This is a genomic window from Collinsella sp. AM42-18AC (genome assembly GCF_003467965.1).
Lineage (GTDB): Bacteria > Actinomycetota > Coriobacteriia > Coriobacteriales > Coriobacteriaceae > Collinsella.
Map to the genome: position 1 here is coordinate 76,939 of NZ_QSFY01000002.1, position 16,884 is coordinate 93,822.

General features: G+C 61.6%; 11 protein-coding genes and 1 riboswitch. Of the genes, 7 read left to right on the forward strand and 4 right to left on the reverse strand.

What is annotated here, in order from left to right:
* The first annotated feature begins 74 nt into the window (after positions 1 to 74).
* From DW913_RS02000 to xdh, 5 genes are all read left to right on the forward strand, one after another.
* Positions 75 to 1,469, forward strand: a complete 1,395-nt coding sequence (locus DW913_RS02000) for a uracil-xanthine permease family protein (protein ID WP_055285183.1) — start codon at positions 75 to 77, stop codon at positions 1,467 to 1,469.
* Between the two features lie 195 nt (positions 1,470 to 1,664).
* The gene (gene ssnA / locus DW913_RS02005) at positions 1,665 to 3,020 is read left to right on the forward strand and encodes a putative aminohydrolase SsnA (protein WP_117797432.1); all 1,356 of its coding nucleotides are present in this window, start codon (positions 1,665 to 1,667) and stop codon (positions 3,018 to 3,020) included.
* 150 nt (positions 3,021 to 3,170) lie between these two features.
* Entirely contained in the window at positions 3,171 to 6,170 is a 3,000-nt protein-coding gene (gene ygfK, locus DW913_RS02010) for a putative selenate reductase subunit YgfK (protein ID WP_117797433.1), read from the forward strand.
* A gap of 11 nt (positions 6,171 to 6,181) precedes the next feature.
* A complete protein-coding gene (locus DW913_RS02015) occupies positions 6,182 to 6,661 on the forward strand; it encodes a 4Fe-4S binding protein (protein WP_117797434.1) in 480 nt (159 codons plus the stop codon).
* A 12-nt stretch (positions 6,662 to 6,673) separates the two neighbouring features.
* Positions 6,674 to 9,451 carry a selenium-dependent xanthine dehydrogenase gene (gene xdh / locus DW913_RS02020; protein WP_117797435.1) on the forward strand — a complete coding sequence of 926 codons (2,778 nt, stop codon included), beginning with the start codon at positions 6,674 to 6,676 and terminating at the stop codon, positions 9,449 to 9,451.
* A gap of 345 nt (positions 9,452 to 9,796) precedes the next feature.
* Here xdh and DW913_RS02025 read toward each other — a convergent pair whose 3' ends face one another.
* Entirely contained in the window at positions 9,797 to 10,795 is a 999-nt protein-coding gene (locus DW913_RS02025; RefSeq protein ID WP_117797436.1) for a hypothetical protein, read from the reverse strand.
* A 1,099-nt stretch (positions 10,796 to 11,894) separates the two neighbouring features.
* Between DW913_RS02025 and DW913_RS02030 the strand changes: the two genes are divergently transcribed.
* Positions 11,895 to 12,716, forward strand: a complete 822-nt coding sequence (locus tag DW913_RS02030; protein WP_158566171.1) for a 3'-5' exonuclease — start codon at positions 11,895 to 11,897, stop codon at positions 12,714 to 12,716.
* A gap of 78 nt (positions 12,717 to 12,794) precedes the next feature.
* Here the strand turns inward: DW913_RS02030 and DW913_RS02035 are convergent, their stop codons facing one another.
* The 3 genes from DW913_RS02035 to DW913_RS02050 form a co-directional block, all read right to left on the reverse strand.
* On the reverse strand, positions 12,795 to 13,160 hold the full coding sequence (locus tag DW913_RS02035) for a hypothetical protein (protein WP_117797438.1): 366 nt from the start codon (positions 13,158 to 13,160) through the stop codon (positions 12,795 to 12,797).
* A gap of 8 nt (positions 13,161 to 13,168) precedes the next feature.
* Positions 13,169 to 13,259, reverse strand: a riboswitch (SAM riboswitch).
* Between the two features lie 265 nt (positions 13,260 to 13,524).
* On the reverse strand, positions 13,525 to 14,508 hold the full coding sequence (locus tag DW913_RS10245; RefSeq protein ID WP_158566172.1) for a hypothetical protein: 984 nt from the start codon (positions 14,506 to 14,508) through the stop codon (positions 13,525 to 13,527).
* A 123-nt stretch (positions 14,509 to 14,631) separates the two neighbouring features.
* Entirely contained in the window at positions 14,632 to 15,285 is a 654-nt protein-coding gene (locus tag DW913_RS02050) for a transcriptional regulator (RefSeq protein WP_117797441.1), read from the reverse strand.
* A gap of 277 nt (positions 15,286 to 15,562) precedes the next feature.
* Between DW913_RS02050 and dpaL the strand changes: the two genes are divergently transcribed.
* Positions 15,563 to 16,777 carry a diaminopropionate ammonia-lyase gene (dpaL, locus tag DW913_RS02055; protein WP_117797442.1) on the forward strand — a complete coding sequence of 405 codons (1,215 nt, stop codon included), beginning with the start codon at positions 15,563 to 15,565 and terminating at the stop codon, positions 16,775 to 16,777.
* Positions 16,778 to 16,884 lie beyond the last annotated feature (107 nt).

Here is a 16,884-nt window from a genome sequence, read left to right on the forward strand (position 1 = left end):
ACAACCTCAACCCCGCACTGCGTCACAATAGAGCGTTAGATGCGAAAACAACTATTTCGAGGATTGGTGGTCAAATGACCCAGGAGACGGTTACGAACGGCACTGAAGCCCTGTTCACTCGCGAAGGCATGCCTCCCGTTAAGGAAATGATCCCGTGTGCCCTTCAGCACGTACTGGCATCGTTTGCCGGCATCATTACCCCGGCGGTCATCATGGCCGGCGTCTACGGCTTTAATAGCCAGCAGAGCACCGATATCATTCAGGTCGCGCTCATTCTTTCGGCGATCGACACGGCCCTTCAGGCTTTCGCTCCCTTCCGTCGCATCGGCGGCGGCCTGCCCATCGTCATGGGCGTTTCGTTCGCGTTCCTCCCGGCCCTGCAGGCCATGGGCGCCTCGGGCTTTAGCTTTGGCGCGCTGTTGGGAGGCGAGATCGTCGGCGGCGCCGTCGCGGTCCTCTTTGGTCTGGCCTACAGCAAGATCAAGTGGCTGTTCCCGCCCGTCGTGACCGGTACGGTCATCTTCTCCATTGGCGTCTCTCTCTATCCCACGGCCGTCAAGTATATGGCCGGCGGTATGGGTACGCCGCTGTGGGGTACCCCGCAGGCCTGGTGCGTCGCTCTTATCACCTTTGCCGTGGTCTTTGCGCTCGCCAACTTTGGCAAGGGCACGCTCAAGCTGGGATCCGTGTTCTTTGGCATGATCGTCGGTATGATCGTCTCCATCCCCTTTGGCATGATCGACTTCTCCAGCGTCGCCACCGCCCAGGTCTTCGCCCTTCCCAAGCTCATGCCCTACGCGCTCGAGTTTGATCCCGAGGTCTGCATTACCCTCGCCGTCGTGTTCCCCATGGTTGCCATCCAGGTTATCGGTGACGTCTCCGCCGCCTGCCTGGGCTCCATCGACCGTATGCCCACCGAGCGCGAGCTCTCCGGCGCTATCGTGTCGCAGGGCCTCACCTCTATGGTCGGCGGCCTGCTGGGCGGTCTTCCCACCAGCGCCCTTGGCCAGAACGTGGGCATCATCTGCTCCAACAAGGTCGTTAACAAGTGGGTCTTTGTGATCATCGCGGCCGTCTTTGCCATCGCCGGTCTGTTCCCGCAGCTCTCTGCCGTCCTTTCCGCTATCCCGCAGCCCGTTATCGGCGGCGCGACCGTCGGCGTCTTTGGCACCATCACCATGAACGGCGTGCGCATGTTCACCCGCGAGGGCCTCACGCAGCGCACTACCACCATCGTCGGTACCTCCGTCGTCTTTGGCCTGGGTATCTGGATGGCCAGCGGTTGCCTTGCCGGCGAGGGTATGCCCGCCTGGGTGTCCACCGTCATCGGTTCCAATGCCGTAACCCCCACCGCCATCATGGCCATTGTCCTTAACCTGATCCTTCCGCAGACGCCGGTCGTGGCTCAACACATCGATGCTGCCAAGGACGCTGCCGTGGATCTGGTCTTGCCCGAGAGCAAGAAGTAACCAATTCGGTGCTATTCGTCGGCGGGCGCATCGCCTCGTCCGCCGACGCCATGCGGCGCCAAGCCGCACTTCAAAGGGTTTGTCCCTTTGGTGAAGCGTTGACGGGAGAGGGCCCGTTTCCGGTGTAGGCCGGCGCTTCGCACTCCGCCATGTCAGAGGTGTCAAACCCCGCCTCTGATGTTGAAGGGAGCATCCATGCTTCTGGTCGCTAACGGTTCCGTTTTTACCCGCAACGCTCAGACCCCGTTTATTCCAAACGGTGCGGTCGCCATTGACGGAGATACGATCGTCGAAGTGGGCCCCGAGTGCGAGCTCAAGGCCAAGTACCCGGATGCCGAGTACGTCGACGCCCAGGGCAACCTCATCATGCCCGGACTCATCAACTGCCACACCCACATCTACTCGGGTCTGGCCCGCGGCCTTGCCATTAAGGGCTGCAACCCCACCAACTTCCTGGAGAATCTTGAGCAGCAGTGGTGGAAGATCGATGACAACCTGACGCTCGACGGCACCAAGGCCAGCGCCTATGCCACGATTTTGGACTCCATCCGCGATGGCGTCACCACGATCTTCGATCACCATGCGAGCTTCTGCGAGATCCCGGGAAGCCTCTTTACCATTAAGGATGCAGCTCAGGAGCTGGGCATGCGTTCGTGCCTGTGCTACGAGGTCTCCGACCGCCGCGGTCAGGAAAAATGCGACCAGGCCATTGCCGAGAACGCCGAGTTTGCCCAGTGGGCCGCCAAGGAGCGTCGCGATAACGACAACCACATGATTGCCGCCATGTTTGGCGGTCACGCCACCTTTACGCTGTCGGACGAGACCATGGATAAGATGGCCGAGGCCAACAACGGCCTGACCGGCTTCCACATCCATGTGTGCGAGGGCATGAATGACGTGTGGGACTCCCGCCTCAACCGCGGTGGCATCAGCCCCGTCGAGCGCCTGCTGCAGCACAATCTGCTGGGTCCCGACACCATGCTCGGCCACTGCATCCACGTGACGCCCGCCGAGATGGATATCGTCAAGGAGTCCGGTACCTGGCTCGTCAACAACCCCGAATCCAATATGGGCAACGCCGTGGGCTGCGCCCCCGTGCTCGAGTTCTTCCGCCGCGGCATCCCCGTGTGCATGGGCACCGACGCCTACACCCACGATATGCTCGAGAGCCTCAAGGTCTTCCTGATCATTCAGCGCCACAACGCCGCCATGTCCAACGTGGGCTGGTGCGAGGCCATGACCATGCTGTTCGAGAACAACGCCAAGATGGCGAGCAAGTACTTCGATCGCAAGCTCGGTGTGCTCGAGGCCGGCGCTGCCGCCGACGTCATCGTCATGGACTACAAGCCCTTTACGCCGCTGAGCGAGGAGAACATTGACGGCCACATGCTCTTTGGCATGATGGGCAAAAACTGCCGCACCACCATCATCAACGGCCGCGTCCTGTACAAGGATCGTGAGTTCGTTGAGATTGATGAGGACAAGATCAACGCGTGGACCATGGCCGAGTCCAAGAAGCTCTGGAGCACGCTCAACGATCGCGTGTATTAATTCCAATTGGAGATTCGCGCGCGTCGGATGTTTCGCCGCATCCGACGCGCGCATAGGCGGCCTCCGCGGGGTCGCCGGCGCTGTGCTAGCGCTGCACCGTATTTGCGCCCGCCGCGCGGTCTCGCCGGGCGTTACAGAGAGGAGCTCACTATGAGCGACATCATGAGGCCGATCCCGTTTTCGCAGCTGATGAACTGGATCATCGAGGAGCACAAGACCCAGGACGCCATCTTTGGCGTGCGCAAGATGGCCACGACCAACCAGGAGGGCGCGCTTCCCATTTTTGACGAGCGCATCGAGACTCCGTTTGGCCCGGCCGCCGGTCCCAATACGCAGCTTGCCCAGAACATCGTGGCATCCTATGTGGCTGGTTCCCGCTTCTTTGAGCTCAAGACCGTCCAGGTTATGGACGGCGAGGAGCTCTCCAAGTGCGTCAACAAGCCCTGCATCGTGGCTCAGGACGAGTGCTACAACTGCGAGTGGTCGACCGAGCTCGAGGTTCCGCAGGCATTTGCCGAGTACGTGAAGGCATGGTTTGCCTGCCACCTGATCGCTCGCGAGTACGGTCTGGGCAGCCCGGACGGCTTTGTCTTCAACATGTCGGTGGGCTATGACCTGGAGGGCATTAAGAGCCCCAAGGTCGACGCGTACATCGAGGGCATGAAGGACGCCAGCGGCTCCGACGTCTGGAACGAGTGCCGCGCATGGGCGCTCGCCAACCTGGACAAGTTTGAGCATGTCGACGCTGCGTTTGTCGAGTCCATCCCGGCGCGCGTCTCCAACTCCATCACCGAGTCTACCCTGCACGGCTGCCCGCCTGCCGAGATCGAGCGCATCGCGACCTACCTCATCACCGAGAAGGGCCTTAACACCTACATCAAGTGTAACCCCACGCTGTTGGGCTATGAGTTTGCCCGCCAGCGCCTCAACGAGCTGGGCTTTGATTACATCGTCTTTGATGACACGCACTTCCGCGAGGATCTGCAGTGGGCCGATGCCGTGCCCATGTTCGAGCGCCTGATTGCCCTGTGCGCCGAGCGCGGTCTGGAGTTTGGCGTCAAGCTGACCAACACGTTCCCCGTCGACGTGACGAGGAACGAGCTGCCCTCCACCGAGATGTACATGTCCGGTCGTTCGCTGTTCTCGCTGACCATCGAGGCCGCCCGCCGCATTACCGAGCAGTTCGATGGCAAGCTGCGCATCAGCTACTCCGGCGGTGCCACGGTCTACAACATCCGTGCCCTGTACGATGCCGGCATTTGGCCCGTTACCCTGGCGACCGACGTGCTCAAGCCCGGTGGCTACGAGCGCTTTAGCCAGATGGCCGGCGAGTTTACCGATCTGGACGGCAAGCCGTTCGCGGGCGTCTCGCTCGAGGCCGTGACCGCGATCCAGACCGACTCGCTCACCAACCCGCTCTACAAGAAGCCGCTGCGCCCGCTGCCCGACCGCAAGGTCGCCGGCAAGAGCCCGCTTTCCGACTGCTTTACCACGCCGTGCCGCACGAGCTGCCCCATCCAGCAGGATATTCCCGCCTATCTGGCGGCTGTTGACGAGGGCCGCTACGAGGACGCACTCAACATCATCATCGAGCGCAACGCCCTGCCGTTCATTACCGGCACCATCTGCCCGCATCCCTGCGGCCGTGCCTGCGAGCGTGCATTCTACGAGCCCGAGGGCGCCCAGATCCGCGCCAGCAAGCTCAAGGCCGCCCGCGAGGCCATGACCACCGTGCTGCCCAAGCTGCGCGCCCAGGCCATCGCCAACGACGGCGAGCGCAACGTTGCCGTTATCGGCGGCGGCCCGGCCGGCCTGGCGACGGCGTTCTTCCTGACGCGTGCCGGCGTGTCCGTCACCATCTTTGAGGCCCGCGATTCGCTCGGCGGCGTGGTCCGTCACGTGATCCCCGAGTTCCGTATTGCCAGCGACGATATCTCCCACGACGCCGAGCTTTGCCTGGCCTTTGGTGCCAAGGTTCAGCTCAACGCCCGCGTGGAGTCCATTGACGAGCTCAAGGCCCAGGGCTTTACTGACGTGGTCGTGGCCACCGGTGCCTGGATGCCCGGCTCTGCGGGCCTAGGCGAGGGTGCCGAGCTCGATGTGCTGGAGTTCCTCGAGGCCGCCAAGAAGGGCGAGAAACTCGAGCTGGGCGAGGACGTCGTGGTCATTGGCGCCGGCAACACCGCCATGGACGCCGCCCGCGTGGCCAAGCGCCTGGCAGGCGTGAAGAACGTGCGTCTGGTGTATCGCCGCACCAAGAAGCAGATGCCCGCCGACGAGGAAGAGCTCGATCTTGCTCTTGCCGACGGCGTTGAGTTCTGCGAGCTGCTGGCGCCCAAGGCACTCAACGGCGCCGTGCTGACCTGCGACGTTATGGAGCTTGGCGAGCCGGATGCAAGCGGCCGTCGCAGCCCCGTCGCCACGGGCGAGACCGTCGAGCTTTCCGCCACCACGGTGATCTGCGCCGTGGGCGAGGGCATCGATGCCAGCCTGTACGATGCCGCGGGCGTCGAGCATGACCGTCGTGGCCGTCTTGCCGCCACCTCCACCGGTGTTGAGGGCGTCTGGGCTGCGGGCGACTGTCGCCGCGGTCCCGCCACCGTAGTCGAGGCTATCGCCGACGCCGCCGAGGTCGCCCGTGCCATTGCCGACGTGGACTTTAACAAGTACGCCGACTGCAACGAGCAGGCCGGCCGCGAGGACACCTGCTATGAGCGCAAGGGGTCGCTGTGCCGCGACAAGCGCAACTGCACCAAGACTCGCTGCCTGGGCTGCGGCTCGGTGTGCGAGGTCTGCTGCGACGTGTGCCCCAACCGCTCCAACGTTGCCATTAAGGTGCCGGGCCTGGCCAAGCATCAGGTCGTCCATGTCGATGGCATGTGCAACGAGTGCGGCAACTGCGCCGTGTTCTGCCCCTACCAGGAGGGTCGTCCCTACAAGGACAAGCTCACCCTGTTCTGGAGCGAGCAGGACATGGAGAACTCCGAGAACGAGGGCTTCCTGGCCGTGGACGAGGATCACTTTAAGGTCCGCGTCGCCGGCACGGTCCGCACCGTCTCGGTCGATGCCGTCAACACCGGTCTGCCCGAGGCCGTCCGCCTGACCATCAAGGCCGTGCGCGACAGCTATTCGTATCTCCTTAAGAAATAGGCGAGTCTCTTATGGCCAAATCCATTCAACATAACGTGGCCTACGTTGCCTGCGGAAGCGGTTGCGCCTCCGCAGGCGGCGACGCCCACTGCAGCGAAGGCTGCATTGGCTGTGGCGCCTGCGTCACGGCCTGCCCCCACGGCGCCATTGCGCTGATTGATGGCATCGCTCGCGTGGATCGCTCCAAGTGTACGGGCTGTGGCCTGTGCGGCATGGCGTGCCCGCAGCGCGTGATTGCCTTCGTTCCCGGCTACCAGAACATCCTGGTGCGCTGCAACAACACCGATAAGGGCGCCATCGCCCGCAAGATCTGCGACACGAGCTGCATCGGTTGCGGCATGTGCGCCAAAAAGTGCCCTGCCGGCGCTATCCGCATCGAGGACAACTGCGCCCATATTGATGGCGCGGATTGTCTGTCGTGCGGCATGTGCGCCGTCGTCTGCCCGCATGGCGCCATCCACGACCGCACCGGCATAGCCGCCGGCGTGTAGAAGGGAATCACCATGGCACAGGAATTCACTTTTACCGTTAACGGCGTCGAGCGCACGACGACCCAAAACAAACCGTTGCTGCGCTACCTGCGCGACGACCTGCACATTCACTCCGCCAAGGACGGCTGCTCCGAGGGCGCGTGCGGTACCTGCACCATCCACGTGGACGGTGAGGCCGTCAAGGCGTGCGTGCTGACCACCGCCCTTGCCGCCGGTCGCAACATCGTGACCGTCGAGGGCCTGCCCCAGGACGTGCGCGAGGCCTTTGTGTACGCCTTTGGCGCCGTGGGCGCCGTGCAGTGCGGTTTTTGCATCCCCGGTATGGTCATGGCGGGTGCGGCGCTGATCGCCGAGGATCCCGAGCCCACCGAGGAGCAGATCAAGTACGCCATCCGCGGCAACGTCTGCCGCTGCACCGGCTACAAGAAGATCATCGAGGGCATTTCGCTGGCAGCTGCGGTGCTCCGCGGCGAAAAGCAGATCGACGAGGACCTGGAGCGCGGCGACGACTACGGCGTGGGCAAGCGCGCCTTCCGTATCGACGTGCGCAAGAAGGTGCTCGGCGAGGGCAAGTATCCCGATGACATCGACGAGCTCGATCAGCCGGGTCTGACCTACGCCAGCGCCGTGCGCTCCAAGTATCCGCGCGCCCGCGTGCTCTCCATCGACACCTCCAAGGCCGAGGCCCTGCCCGGTGTGGTGGGCATCCTGCGCGCCGAGGACGTGCCGGTCAACCAGGTCGGCCACCTTATCCAGGACTGGGACGTTATGATCGCCCAGGGCGATATCACCCGCTGCGTGGGCGATGCCATCGTGCTGGTGGTTGCCGAGGACGAGGCGACGCTCGAGAAGGCCAAGAAGCTCGTAAAGATCGATTACGAGCCGCTGGAGCCCGTGCGTAACATTGTCGAGGCCAGGGCTGCCGACGCCCCGCGCCTGCACGACAGCTTCTTTGCCTTTGGCAACACGGTGGAGCTCAAGAACAACGTGTGCCAGAGCCGTCACGTGACGCGCGGCGACGCCGCCAAGGCGCTGGCGGAGAGCGCGTTTACCGTGACGCAGCGCTTTACCACGCCCTTTACCGAGCATGCCTTCTTGGAGCCCGAGTGCGCCGTTGCCTTCCCGTACAAGAACGGCGTTAAGGTGCAGTCGACCGACCAGGGTGCCTACGACACGCGCAAAGAGTGTGCCCATATGTTTGGCTGGGATAGCGAACCCGAGCGTGTGGTCGTCGAAACCATGCTCGTGGGTGGCGGCTTTGGCGGCAAGGAGGACGTGTCCATCCAGCACCTGGCCGCGCTCGCCGCATATAAGTTCCAACGTCCTGTGAAGTGCAAGCTCACGCGCGCTGAGTCGCTTGCGTTCCATCCTAAGCGCCATGCCATGGACGGTACCTTTACGCTGGGTTGCGACGCCGAGGGCAACTTTACCGGCCTTGATTGCGAGATCAACTTTGATACCGGCGCCTACGCTTCGCTGTGCGGCCCGGTGCTCGAGCGCGCCTGTACGCACGCCGTTGGCCCCTACAAGTACCAGAACACCGACATTCGCGGCTTTGGCTACTACACCAACAACCCGCCCGCCGGCGCGTACCGCGGCTTTGGCGTTTGCCAGTCCGAGTTTGCGCTCGAGAGCTTGATCGACTTGCTGGCAGAGAAGGTCGGCCTGGACCCGTGGGAGATTCGTTACAGAAACGCCATCGAGCCGGGCGAGGTTTTGCCCAACGGCCAGATTGCCGACTGCTCCACGGCGCTGAAGGAGACGCTGCTTGAGGTCAAGGATGCCTACTATGCGCATCCCGGACACGCCGGTATCGCCTGCGCCATGAAGAACGCCGGCGTGGGCGTGGGCCTGCCCGATGCCGGCCGCTGCAAGATTCGCGTCGAGGATGGCCGCGCCGTGGTCTACGCCGCCACGTCCGACATCGGCCAGGGCTGCAACACGGTCTTTTTGCAGGACGTTGCCGAGGCGTGCGGTCTGCCGCTGAGCTGCATTGCCAATGGCGAGTGCTCCACCGAGAACGCTCCCGACTCCGGCACCACGTCTGGCTCGCGACAGACGGTCGTGACCGGCGAGGCCGTGCGCGGTGCCGCCTTCCTGCTGCGCGATGCCATGCTTGACATCGAGGCCGGCAAGCCTGCACCCGATGTTCCTGTGAGCGCGCATGGTGACGGCGTCAAGATCGAGTACGACGACGGTCGAGCCTATCAGTTGCGCACGCAGGAGCTCGTCGCCGGCCAGGGCATGCATCCTCAGGATCCCGCGGCCGCCATCAAGGCGCTCGAGGGATGCGAGTTTGGCTACGTGTACCTGGAGCCGACTGACAAGCTGGGCGCTGACGTTCCCAACCCCAAGAGCCACATCTGCTACGGTTTTGCCACGCATGTGGTCATTCTGGATGATGACGGTCGCGTGAGCGAGGTCTATGCCGCGCACGATTCCGGCAAGGTGGTCAACCCCATCTCCATCCAGGGTCAGATCGAAGGCGGCGTGCTCATGGGTATGGGCTATGCGCTTACCGAGGACTGGCCGCTCAAGGACTGCGTGCCCCAGGCAAGGTACGGCACGCTCGGGCTGTTCCGTGCGCCCGAGATTCCGGATATCCACGCCATCTACGTGGAGAAGGACGAACTGCTGCCCGTGGCATACGGCGGCAAGGGCATCGGCGAGATTGCAACGATCCCCACGGCGCCCGCCGTGCAGAACGCCTATCGCGCATTCGACGGCAAGCTGCGTCCGGATCTGCCCATGGTGGATACCCCGTACAGCCGTGCCCGTCACCGCGGCTAGGGTAGGGCGCGGACAGCCATTACTGACGAGCTGTTCGCGCTCAACACCAACTGCATATGCTGCGCTTTTGGCCCCAGCTCCATCGCGAGCCGGGGCCTTTTGTTTGGAGCGGAAACTGTGTCCCGGAATGAGCGCTCAGAACGGGACGCGCTTTTCCCTTGGAGCCCTCGGCGGAAATTACATCCCAGAATCGATGCTCAGAATGGGATGCGCTTTCCGGTAGAGCCTCTGGCGGAAAGCGCATCCCGGAATTCGGCTCCAAACCGGGACACACTTTCCGGTTGGAGCTTCAACTGGAAAGTGTGTCCCGGTTTGGCAGGCAGACGGGCATAAGCTCAACAGCTCCTACAACTCCACCTCGTTGAGCCATGCCGGCAGAGCGGTCTGCCGGATGCCTGCCGTCTGCAGCTTTTTGGCGAGCATTCCTGCCGAGCGGACCTCGTTCATGGTAAAGCGCAGCAGAGGGTGACCGTAGAGCGATAGATGCGCCTCGCGCTGTCGTTCGGCGACGAGCGCCTCGGCAGTGGTGCGTCCGGCCAGCATGGTCTGGTCGGTATATTTGATGAGCCCGTCGAGCTCGCCCAGCGTGAGTTCCCGCGCCTGGCGCTCCCAGGCAAAATCCGTTCGCATGCTTTCGGTCGAATCGAAGGGGTCCGTCAACTCGTATTGAAGCCAGTCGGGCGCAAAGCCCGTCTCGATCATGACGGCTCGGGCGACCGATTCCCCGCCGCTCTCGGCGCGGGCGTCGGCATATCGAAGCGTTGTGAGGGCGGTGCGAATCGCGCGACCATTGCGGGCAGTCGCTCGTTGCTCAACGGCCTCCATCAGCTGTTCCCGTGCAAGGCCGAGCTTTAAAATCGCCGAATCGGCAATGGGCATGCCGTCGGCAAAACCAGTTTGCAGCAGGCAATCTGTGACCGTTTGGATTGGCGGCGTTACCGATATGCCGGCTCTGCGTATTGCTCCGGCCGGCTCAATCTGGTGCCGCTGAATATGTGCGCCCGGACGAGCCGACGGCTTTGTCGAGCTGCAAACATGCACGATGTTCAGGTGTCGCCACGAGACCTCGAGCCCCAGCAGACAGGCGGCCGAAAACGAGCAGAACGTCCAATCGGGGTGGATGATCGCAAGGGCGCGAATAATCTCGCAATGGCGTTGCGCTCGGTTGAGTTCATCCCAGCGCGTTTTTCGCGCGAACAGTCCCGGCATGGGCGAGACGACCGCGCTGCCGATGCGCCGAAGGAGCGCTTTTCGGATCGCCGCGCTCGGGGGAATCAGACAGCGCCTCTCTTGTTCGGCTTGAGTGAGCAGTTGGTCGATGAGTTGGTCATTGCAATGGGTCATGAGCTACCGCCTCCTTTTGGGTAGCAAAAACGTATCAGCCGCAACTTGCCGCTCAACTGACCAAAAGCTGACCAAAATCTAACCATGCAGGTAGATGGCCTGTTTTCGGCGACATTTTTACATCCGAATCGGTGGGCGGTAATCGGCTCCCGTGAACGGCAACAAGTTATGAAGACCTGGTAAGTTTAGGGACGTGTACTTTTTCGAAAAACGGTAGTCTCTCCGCGGAAAGTGCATCCCAGAATTAAGCCTCGGAACGGGATGCATTTTCCAGTAGATGCTTCAGTGGAAAGTTCATCCCAGAATTCAGGCTCAGAACGGGACACGCTTTCCGGATGGCATGCTTGGCGGAAACTACGACCCAGTATTTGGCTCCAGAACGGGACAACCTTTCCGAATCGGTCTTCAAGCGGAAACTACGCCCCGGATTTGACCTTCAGACCGGGATCCCGTTTCCGGTTGAGGCCTCGAGCGGAAAGCGCATCCCATAATCCCCAATGGCACCGCAGCGCATTTCGTGTCCGCGTGGGCGTTTGCGCCGGTCGTCGAATGACGTTATAGCTGGCTATATTATGGGTAGCTATAATGTTCGACTTTTCGACAACCCTCGGCCTGTGGCAGAGCATGGGTCGCCAATCAAGGCGGCGGTTGCCGAGGCCTCGTTACCGAAAATCCATTTGTTAAACCTGGCACCCGTGGGTAGAATAAAGTCGACGGCAGCCCAAGTAGTGAAGAGCTGGGCAGCGCCGTTACTCAGTTTAAGGGGTCAATGCCTTAACGGCGTCGACCCCTCTTTTTATGCTTCGAATGCTGCTTGAGTGCCTCGGAAAGTTCGATAAGCGCCGTGAAGAGCGAGACCAAAGCAACCAAGAGCTCTACGAGCTCTGATGGGCCCGGGATGACCTCTGATTCAAGTCACCGGGCCTAAATCTTTTTCAGGCATTTGAATAGAGCGGGCGATTCTCTTGGGGCCGTCTGCATGGCGTATGCCTGGCGCGCGTGGCATTGCGTCCCGCTTTTGTGTCCGCACGGGCGCCTATCCTTACGGCAATGTAGCCGCCTATGTAACGAGCGGCAGTTGACGGAGAAAGGCCCAACCGTGTCAGCTGAAAAGACGCCGTGTATCTCGGCTATCGATACGACGAACTTTGCGCGCCAGATTGTGCTGGACTTTGAGTTTGCGCCGGTGCCAAAGCAGCGTCAGCGCCGTGGACTGTGCAATGAGATTATCGAGGCCGGCGCCGTCAAGCTCGATTACCACGGCAACGTTATGGGCGAGTTCTCGCAGTTTGTACAGACGGAATTTACCGAAGGCGTTGCGTTCCCCGTCCGCGAGCTCACAGGGATATCGGCCGTGGGCACCGCGATGGCCGATCCGCTCTACATGGTGATCAAAAGGCTCAGCGATTGGATCGGGCGCTACTCCGCCCGGGTGGTCTGTTGGAGCGGGGCGGATCGTCGACAGCTTTTGATCGAGTGCCAAGCAAAGCACATCGATCTTTCCGCATTTCCTACGGACTGGGCCGACCTGCAGGCGTTTTACACCTCGATCATGGACATGAGCAGCCACGGGTGCGTCTCTTTGAGTGACGCAGCGACGTGGTTTGGCATCGAGTTCGACGAGTCGACGGGTCACGCCCACAGCGCCCTAGCCGATGCGCGCGTGACCGCCAAGCTGCTCAAGCAGATGGTGGACGGGGACTACCGCGTGAGCCCGCGCGCCCAGGAGGTCCGTCAACGGTGGGGGATGGGCGAGCGAGCTCAGACGCGCCTTTCCAGCAAGTGCTCCGAGCTGGGCGACCTGCTGCTAAAGCTGAAGGCGGAGGGGGTAGGCCTTTTGAGAACGCCATTCGGTTTGGCATGGCGGGGCTGTAAGCGCGAGCCCGCCCTGTTGTTTGAATCGAAGCGTCAACCAGTATGACGAGCTGTCTGGTCTGTCTGCCTACGCCCCCGCAATCCCGCGGGCCGCACTCAACAGCTCATACTCCCTCTGGCTCCACTAGTACAGCTCGGCCGTGCGTACGGCGTCGCGGCACAGGTCCAGGAATGCCTCGGCTCCCTCGCAGAAGCACTCTCGGGCAAAGGCGCCGGATCCGTCCGCAACGCATACGCCGTCAGCAAAGAGCTTCCAGCTAGACGGCTCGCGAGAGTCGTCTCCAAGCAGCTTGATCTGCAGCACGTGCGGGCTGCCGGCGGCGCAGAGTTCTTCCTCGAGCACCTGCACCGTAAAGCGCATCTGGTGGGAGAGGCTGCTCTTGATCATGGCCGAGGCGTAGCCATTTGGCTTATCCAGAAGATGCATGTGATTCGGTTTGACGATCAGGTTGTGGAAGTTACGCTCGCTGCGCACGGAGAAATTGTCCATACGGACTCCTTTCATCGATGTTGGCAGGGCCACCGTGCCTCTTGGCCGGTTGGCGTCGGGATCGTGGAGCCAACTCTCTACCCCGACTCTGGATAAAATGCGCCCGCTCCTTGCGGGCAAGAGGAAGTCTATCAACGTGTACGGACAGAAATCAAGCGCCGCCTGCGAAATGACGCGTGAACGGCGTTGGTTTCCCAAGTGATTATTCGGCTTTCATCCGGAAAAGTGTCGAAATCAGCCGTGTAAAAGTACGGAAAAGTGTCGAAATAGGCACCTTAAAACTTCGGAAAAGTGTAGCTGGATGACAAAACAGCACTTAGAAGCCGGTGCTGGATGCGGAATCCTGTGGCCGCCTTAACCCCCGCTACTCGTCCCCGTCGTTGGGGTCGCCCTTGAGGGTGTTGATGTCCAGGTACTGGTTGTCGTCCTCTTTTTCCTGCGTTGCCGACTCCGCTTGGGTGGGGCCGGAGAACAGCCGGAATCCCTCAAACGCAATGACACCGAGCAGGGCAATGACAATGGCGATAAAGGCAACCTTGACTGCCTGCGGAAATTCCGAGAAACGCAGTGCCTTTTCCTCGGCGTAATAATCGGCGAAGCGCTCTTCGCCCGTGCTTTTGGTATACGCCGGTGCGGACGCGGCCTCCGGGTCATATTCCGGTGCAGGCGTGGCAGCGTACGGATCGTTGAGATAATCGCTCGATGCGGTGCCATAATCCTCGGTCTCGATGCGACCGGTGCCAGCATAGCCATCGGAATAATCGGAATATGCCGCACCGCCCTCATAGTCCGCGGCGCTCGTGTTGGCGGCAAAAAGCGGGTTAACTGGAACGTCGAGCGCCGACATGCCGGTAGAGGTCTCATCCAGATCGGCTGCAGCCCAGGAATCGTAGGCAACCTGACGGGCAACGGGCTCATCGAGCCTTGTGACCGGAGGCTTGCGTGCCGCAGGAACGGGCAACTGCTGGGCGTTGAACATAACGGTGCTGTCGGCCGATTTGCCCTGCGTCGCTGCAGCGAGAAATGCCGCCGTCTCGGACGGGTCGCTTGCAGGGCGGGGAGCGGGCGTGGGCGCCGAAGTGGGTGCGGGCGTAGGCGCGGGCGTCGAAACAGACGACTGCGCAGGAGTCGGCGCAGATGCGGGCTTAGGCGCAAGTGCGGGATTGGGGCTTGACGGGCGAGCCCCGCCGCCCATGAGTTCGTCGGCGGTCCACGGGCGATCATCCATCACGTCGTCAAGGCTCAGCGAAAACAGGTCGTCTTCACCCTCATCGAACATGCGGTGCACATGTCCACCAATTGCCGGAATCAATCCGCGACCGGTGCATGATGCCTTGCTCAACGCCATTCTGTTCCACCCTTTCGAAATACTAATGACATCGATTATATGGAACTTTCCAAGCGGCTCGGTCTTGGATTCATGCTTTCCAGAACTCGCGCCCAAAAGGGGAGGGGCAATCCAGGCGAGTGCCTACTTGTCGCCTGCTGCCGCCTTGGCCTCATTGAGGTAGCTATAGAAGCTGTATTTGGAGATGCCAAAGAACTCGCAGGCGCGCTCGCTCGACTTGGAAATGAGGAAGGCGCCGCGACGGTCGAGGTAGCCAATGGCGCGAATGCGCTCATCTTTGGTCATAAGGGCTGCGGGCTTGCCCACGTATTGCTCGCACTCGCGCAGCAGATCTTCGAGCAGGTCGCCGATGTTTTTGGTAATGGGCTCGGGCTCGGTGTAGCCCGTGGCGCCGGTGCCGGTAAAGGCATCGAGCGAGCGCTCAAAAGCCTTCATGAGCGTAATGTCAAAGTTAATGCCCAAAATGCCGACGGGTTTGCCCTCGTCGTTGCGGATAAAGATGGTCGAGGACTTGAGCAGCTTGCCATCGGTGGTTTTGGTGAGGTATGGCTCGCGGTCGTGCACGTCGGTGGTGCCCTCGTGCATGGACTCAAACACAATATGGCTGGGGCCGTCACCCAGTTTGCGCCCGCTGACGTGGCCGTTTTCGATCACTACGATGGAGTGGTCCACGTCTTCGGTTTCCAGGTCGTGGACGACGACTTCGCAGTTGGGGCCAAATTGGAGCGCCAGGCCGTGTGCAAGGCGCTTATAAAACTCAATCTGTGCGGGGGTCATGGGTGCCTTCCTAAAAATTAGTTTGGGCTCACTTTGCCATAAACCACACCTGTTCGCAAATAACGAAAGCGTTGCTGCGTTATGTAACCGTTCGGCGACGAAAAGGTACCGATTACGGCAACAAACAATTTGTTAGGTTTGCCAATCAAAAAGTGTGATAGAACAGTGCTAACAAACTTTTTGTTTGGCATCCACATAAAAGTTCAGTCGCATGAATGGGAATGGACTGAAACGCGTATGCGGGGGCCGGCAAGAGAGGACTTAAGGAGTTCACCGTATGGCCGATAAGATCCAGTGGGCGGGCAACACGATGCCCAAGAGCGATGACAAGCACTTGGGAATCATGAGCCTCGACCACGTGAAGAAGGCCCGCGCCTTCCACCAGTCGTTCCCTCAATATACCGTCACTCCGCTTGCCCGCCTGGATGGCCAGGCCGCGCGCCTGGGCCTGTCCAACCTGTGCGTCAAGGACGAGAGCTATCGCTTTGGCCTCAACGCCTTTAAGGTTCTGGGCGGTTCGTTTGCCATGGCCAACTACATTGCCGACGAGACCGGCAAGGACGTTGCCGAGTGCACCTTCGATTACCTGACCTCCGATCAGCTTGCCAAGGACTTTGGCCAGGCCACCTTCTTTACCGCCACCGACGGCAACCATGGCCGCGGCGTGGCATGGGCTGCCAACAAGCTGGGCCAGAAGGCCGTCGTGCACATGCCCAAGGGTTCCACCAAGCCCCGCTTCGATAACATCGCCGCCGAGGGCGCCACGGTGACCATCGAAGAGGTCAACTACGACGAGTGCGTGCGCATGGCCGCCGCCGAGGCCGATGCCTGCGAGCGCGGCGTTATCGTTCAGGACACCGCCTGGGAGGGCTACGAGAAGATCCCGTCCTGGATCATGGAGGGCTACGGCACCATGGCTTCCGAGGCTGCCGAGCAGCTGCGCGAGATGGCCATCAACCGCCCGACGCACGTCTTTGTTCAGGCTGGCGTGGGCTCGCTGGCCGGCGCTGTGGTGGGCTACTTCACCAACCTGTATCCCGATAACCCGCCCACCTTCGTCGTGGTCGAGTGCGCGCCTGCCGCCTGCCTGTACAAGGGCGCTGCCGCCGGCGACGGCAATCCGCGCATCGTGGACGGCGACATGCCCTCCATCATGGCCGGCCTGTGCTGCGGCGAGCCCAACATCCTGGGCTGGGATATCCTGCGCAACCACACCACCGCCTTCGTGTCCTGCCCCGACTGGGTTACCGCTCGCGGCATGCGCACCCTGGGCGCTCCCGAGAAGGGCGACCCGCGCGTCATCTCCGGCGAGTCCGGCGCAGTGACCACCGGCCTGGTCGAGACCCTCATGCTCGATCCCGAGTACGCCGAGCTCAAGGAGCTCATCGGTCTGGACAAGACGAGCTCCGTGCTCTGCTTCTCCACCGAGGGCGACACCGATCCGGATCAGTATCGCCGCATCGTCTGGGAGGGCGAGTATCCGACCTGCTAGCAGACTGACCTGTCCGGAGGCAGCCGGAGGACTTTACTCCCTGCTCGGACAGTCCTGCTCGCACGGAGAGCACATTAAGTGCTCTCCGGCTCGTGCGGAACTCGCGA

Excerpts from the sequence above, each read along its gene's own strand:
- DW913_RS02000 (WP_055285183.1), top strand. The coding sequence starts at position 75 with ATGACCCAGGAGACGGTTACGAACGGCACTGAAGCCCTGTTCACTCGC.
- ssnA (WP_117797432.1), top strand. The coding sequence starts at position 1,665 with ATGCTTCTGGTCGCTAACGGTTCCGTTTTTACCCGCAACGCTCAGACC.
- ygfK (WP_117797433.1), top strand. The coding sequence starts at position 3,171 with ATGAGCGACATCATGAGGCCGATCCCGTTTTCGCAGCTGATGAACTGG.
- DW913_RS02015 (WP_117797434.1), top strand. The coding sequence starts at position 6,182 with ATGGCCAAATCCATTCAACATAACGTGGCCTACGTTGCCTGCGGAAGC.
- xdh (WP_117797435.1), top strand. The coding sequence starts at position 6,674 with ATGGCACAGGAATTCACTTTTACCGTTAACGGCGTCGAGCGCACGACG.
- DW913_RS02025 (WP_117797436.1), bottom strand. The coding sequence starts at position 10,795 with ATGACCCATTGCAATGACCAACTCATCGACCAACTGCTCACTCAAGCC.
- DW913_RS02035 (WP_117797438.1), bottom strand. The coding sequence starts at position 13,160 with ATGGACAATTTCTCCGTGCGCAGCGAGCGTAACTTCCACAACCTGATC.
- DW913_RS10245 (WP_158566172.1), bottom strand. The coding sequence starts at position 14,508 with ATGGCGTTGAGCAAGGCATCATGCACCGGTCGCGGATTGATTCCGGCA.
- DW913_RS02050 (WP_117797441.1), bottom strand. The coding sequence starts at position 15,285 with ATGACCCCCGCACAGATTGAGTTTTATAAGCGCCTTGCACACGGCCTG.
- dpaL (WP_117797442.1), top strand. The coding sequence starts at position 15,563 with ATGGCCGATAAGATCCAGTGGGCGGGCAACACGATGCCCAAGAGCGAT.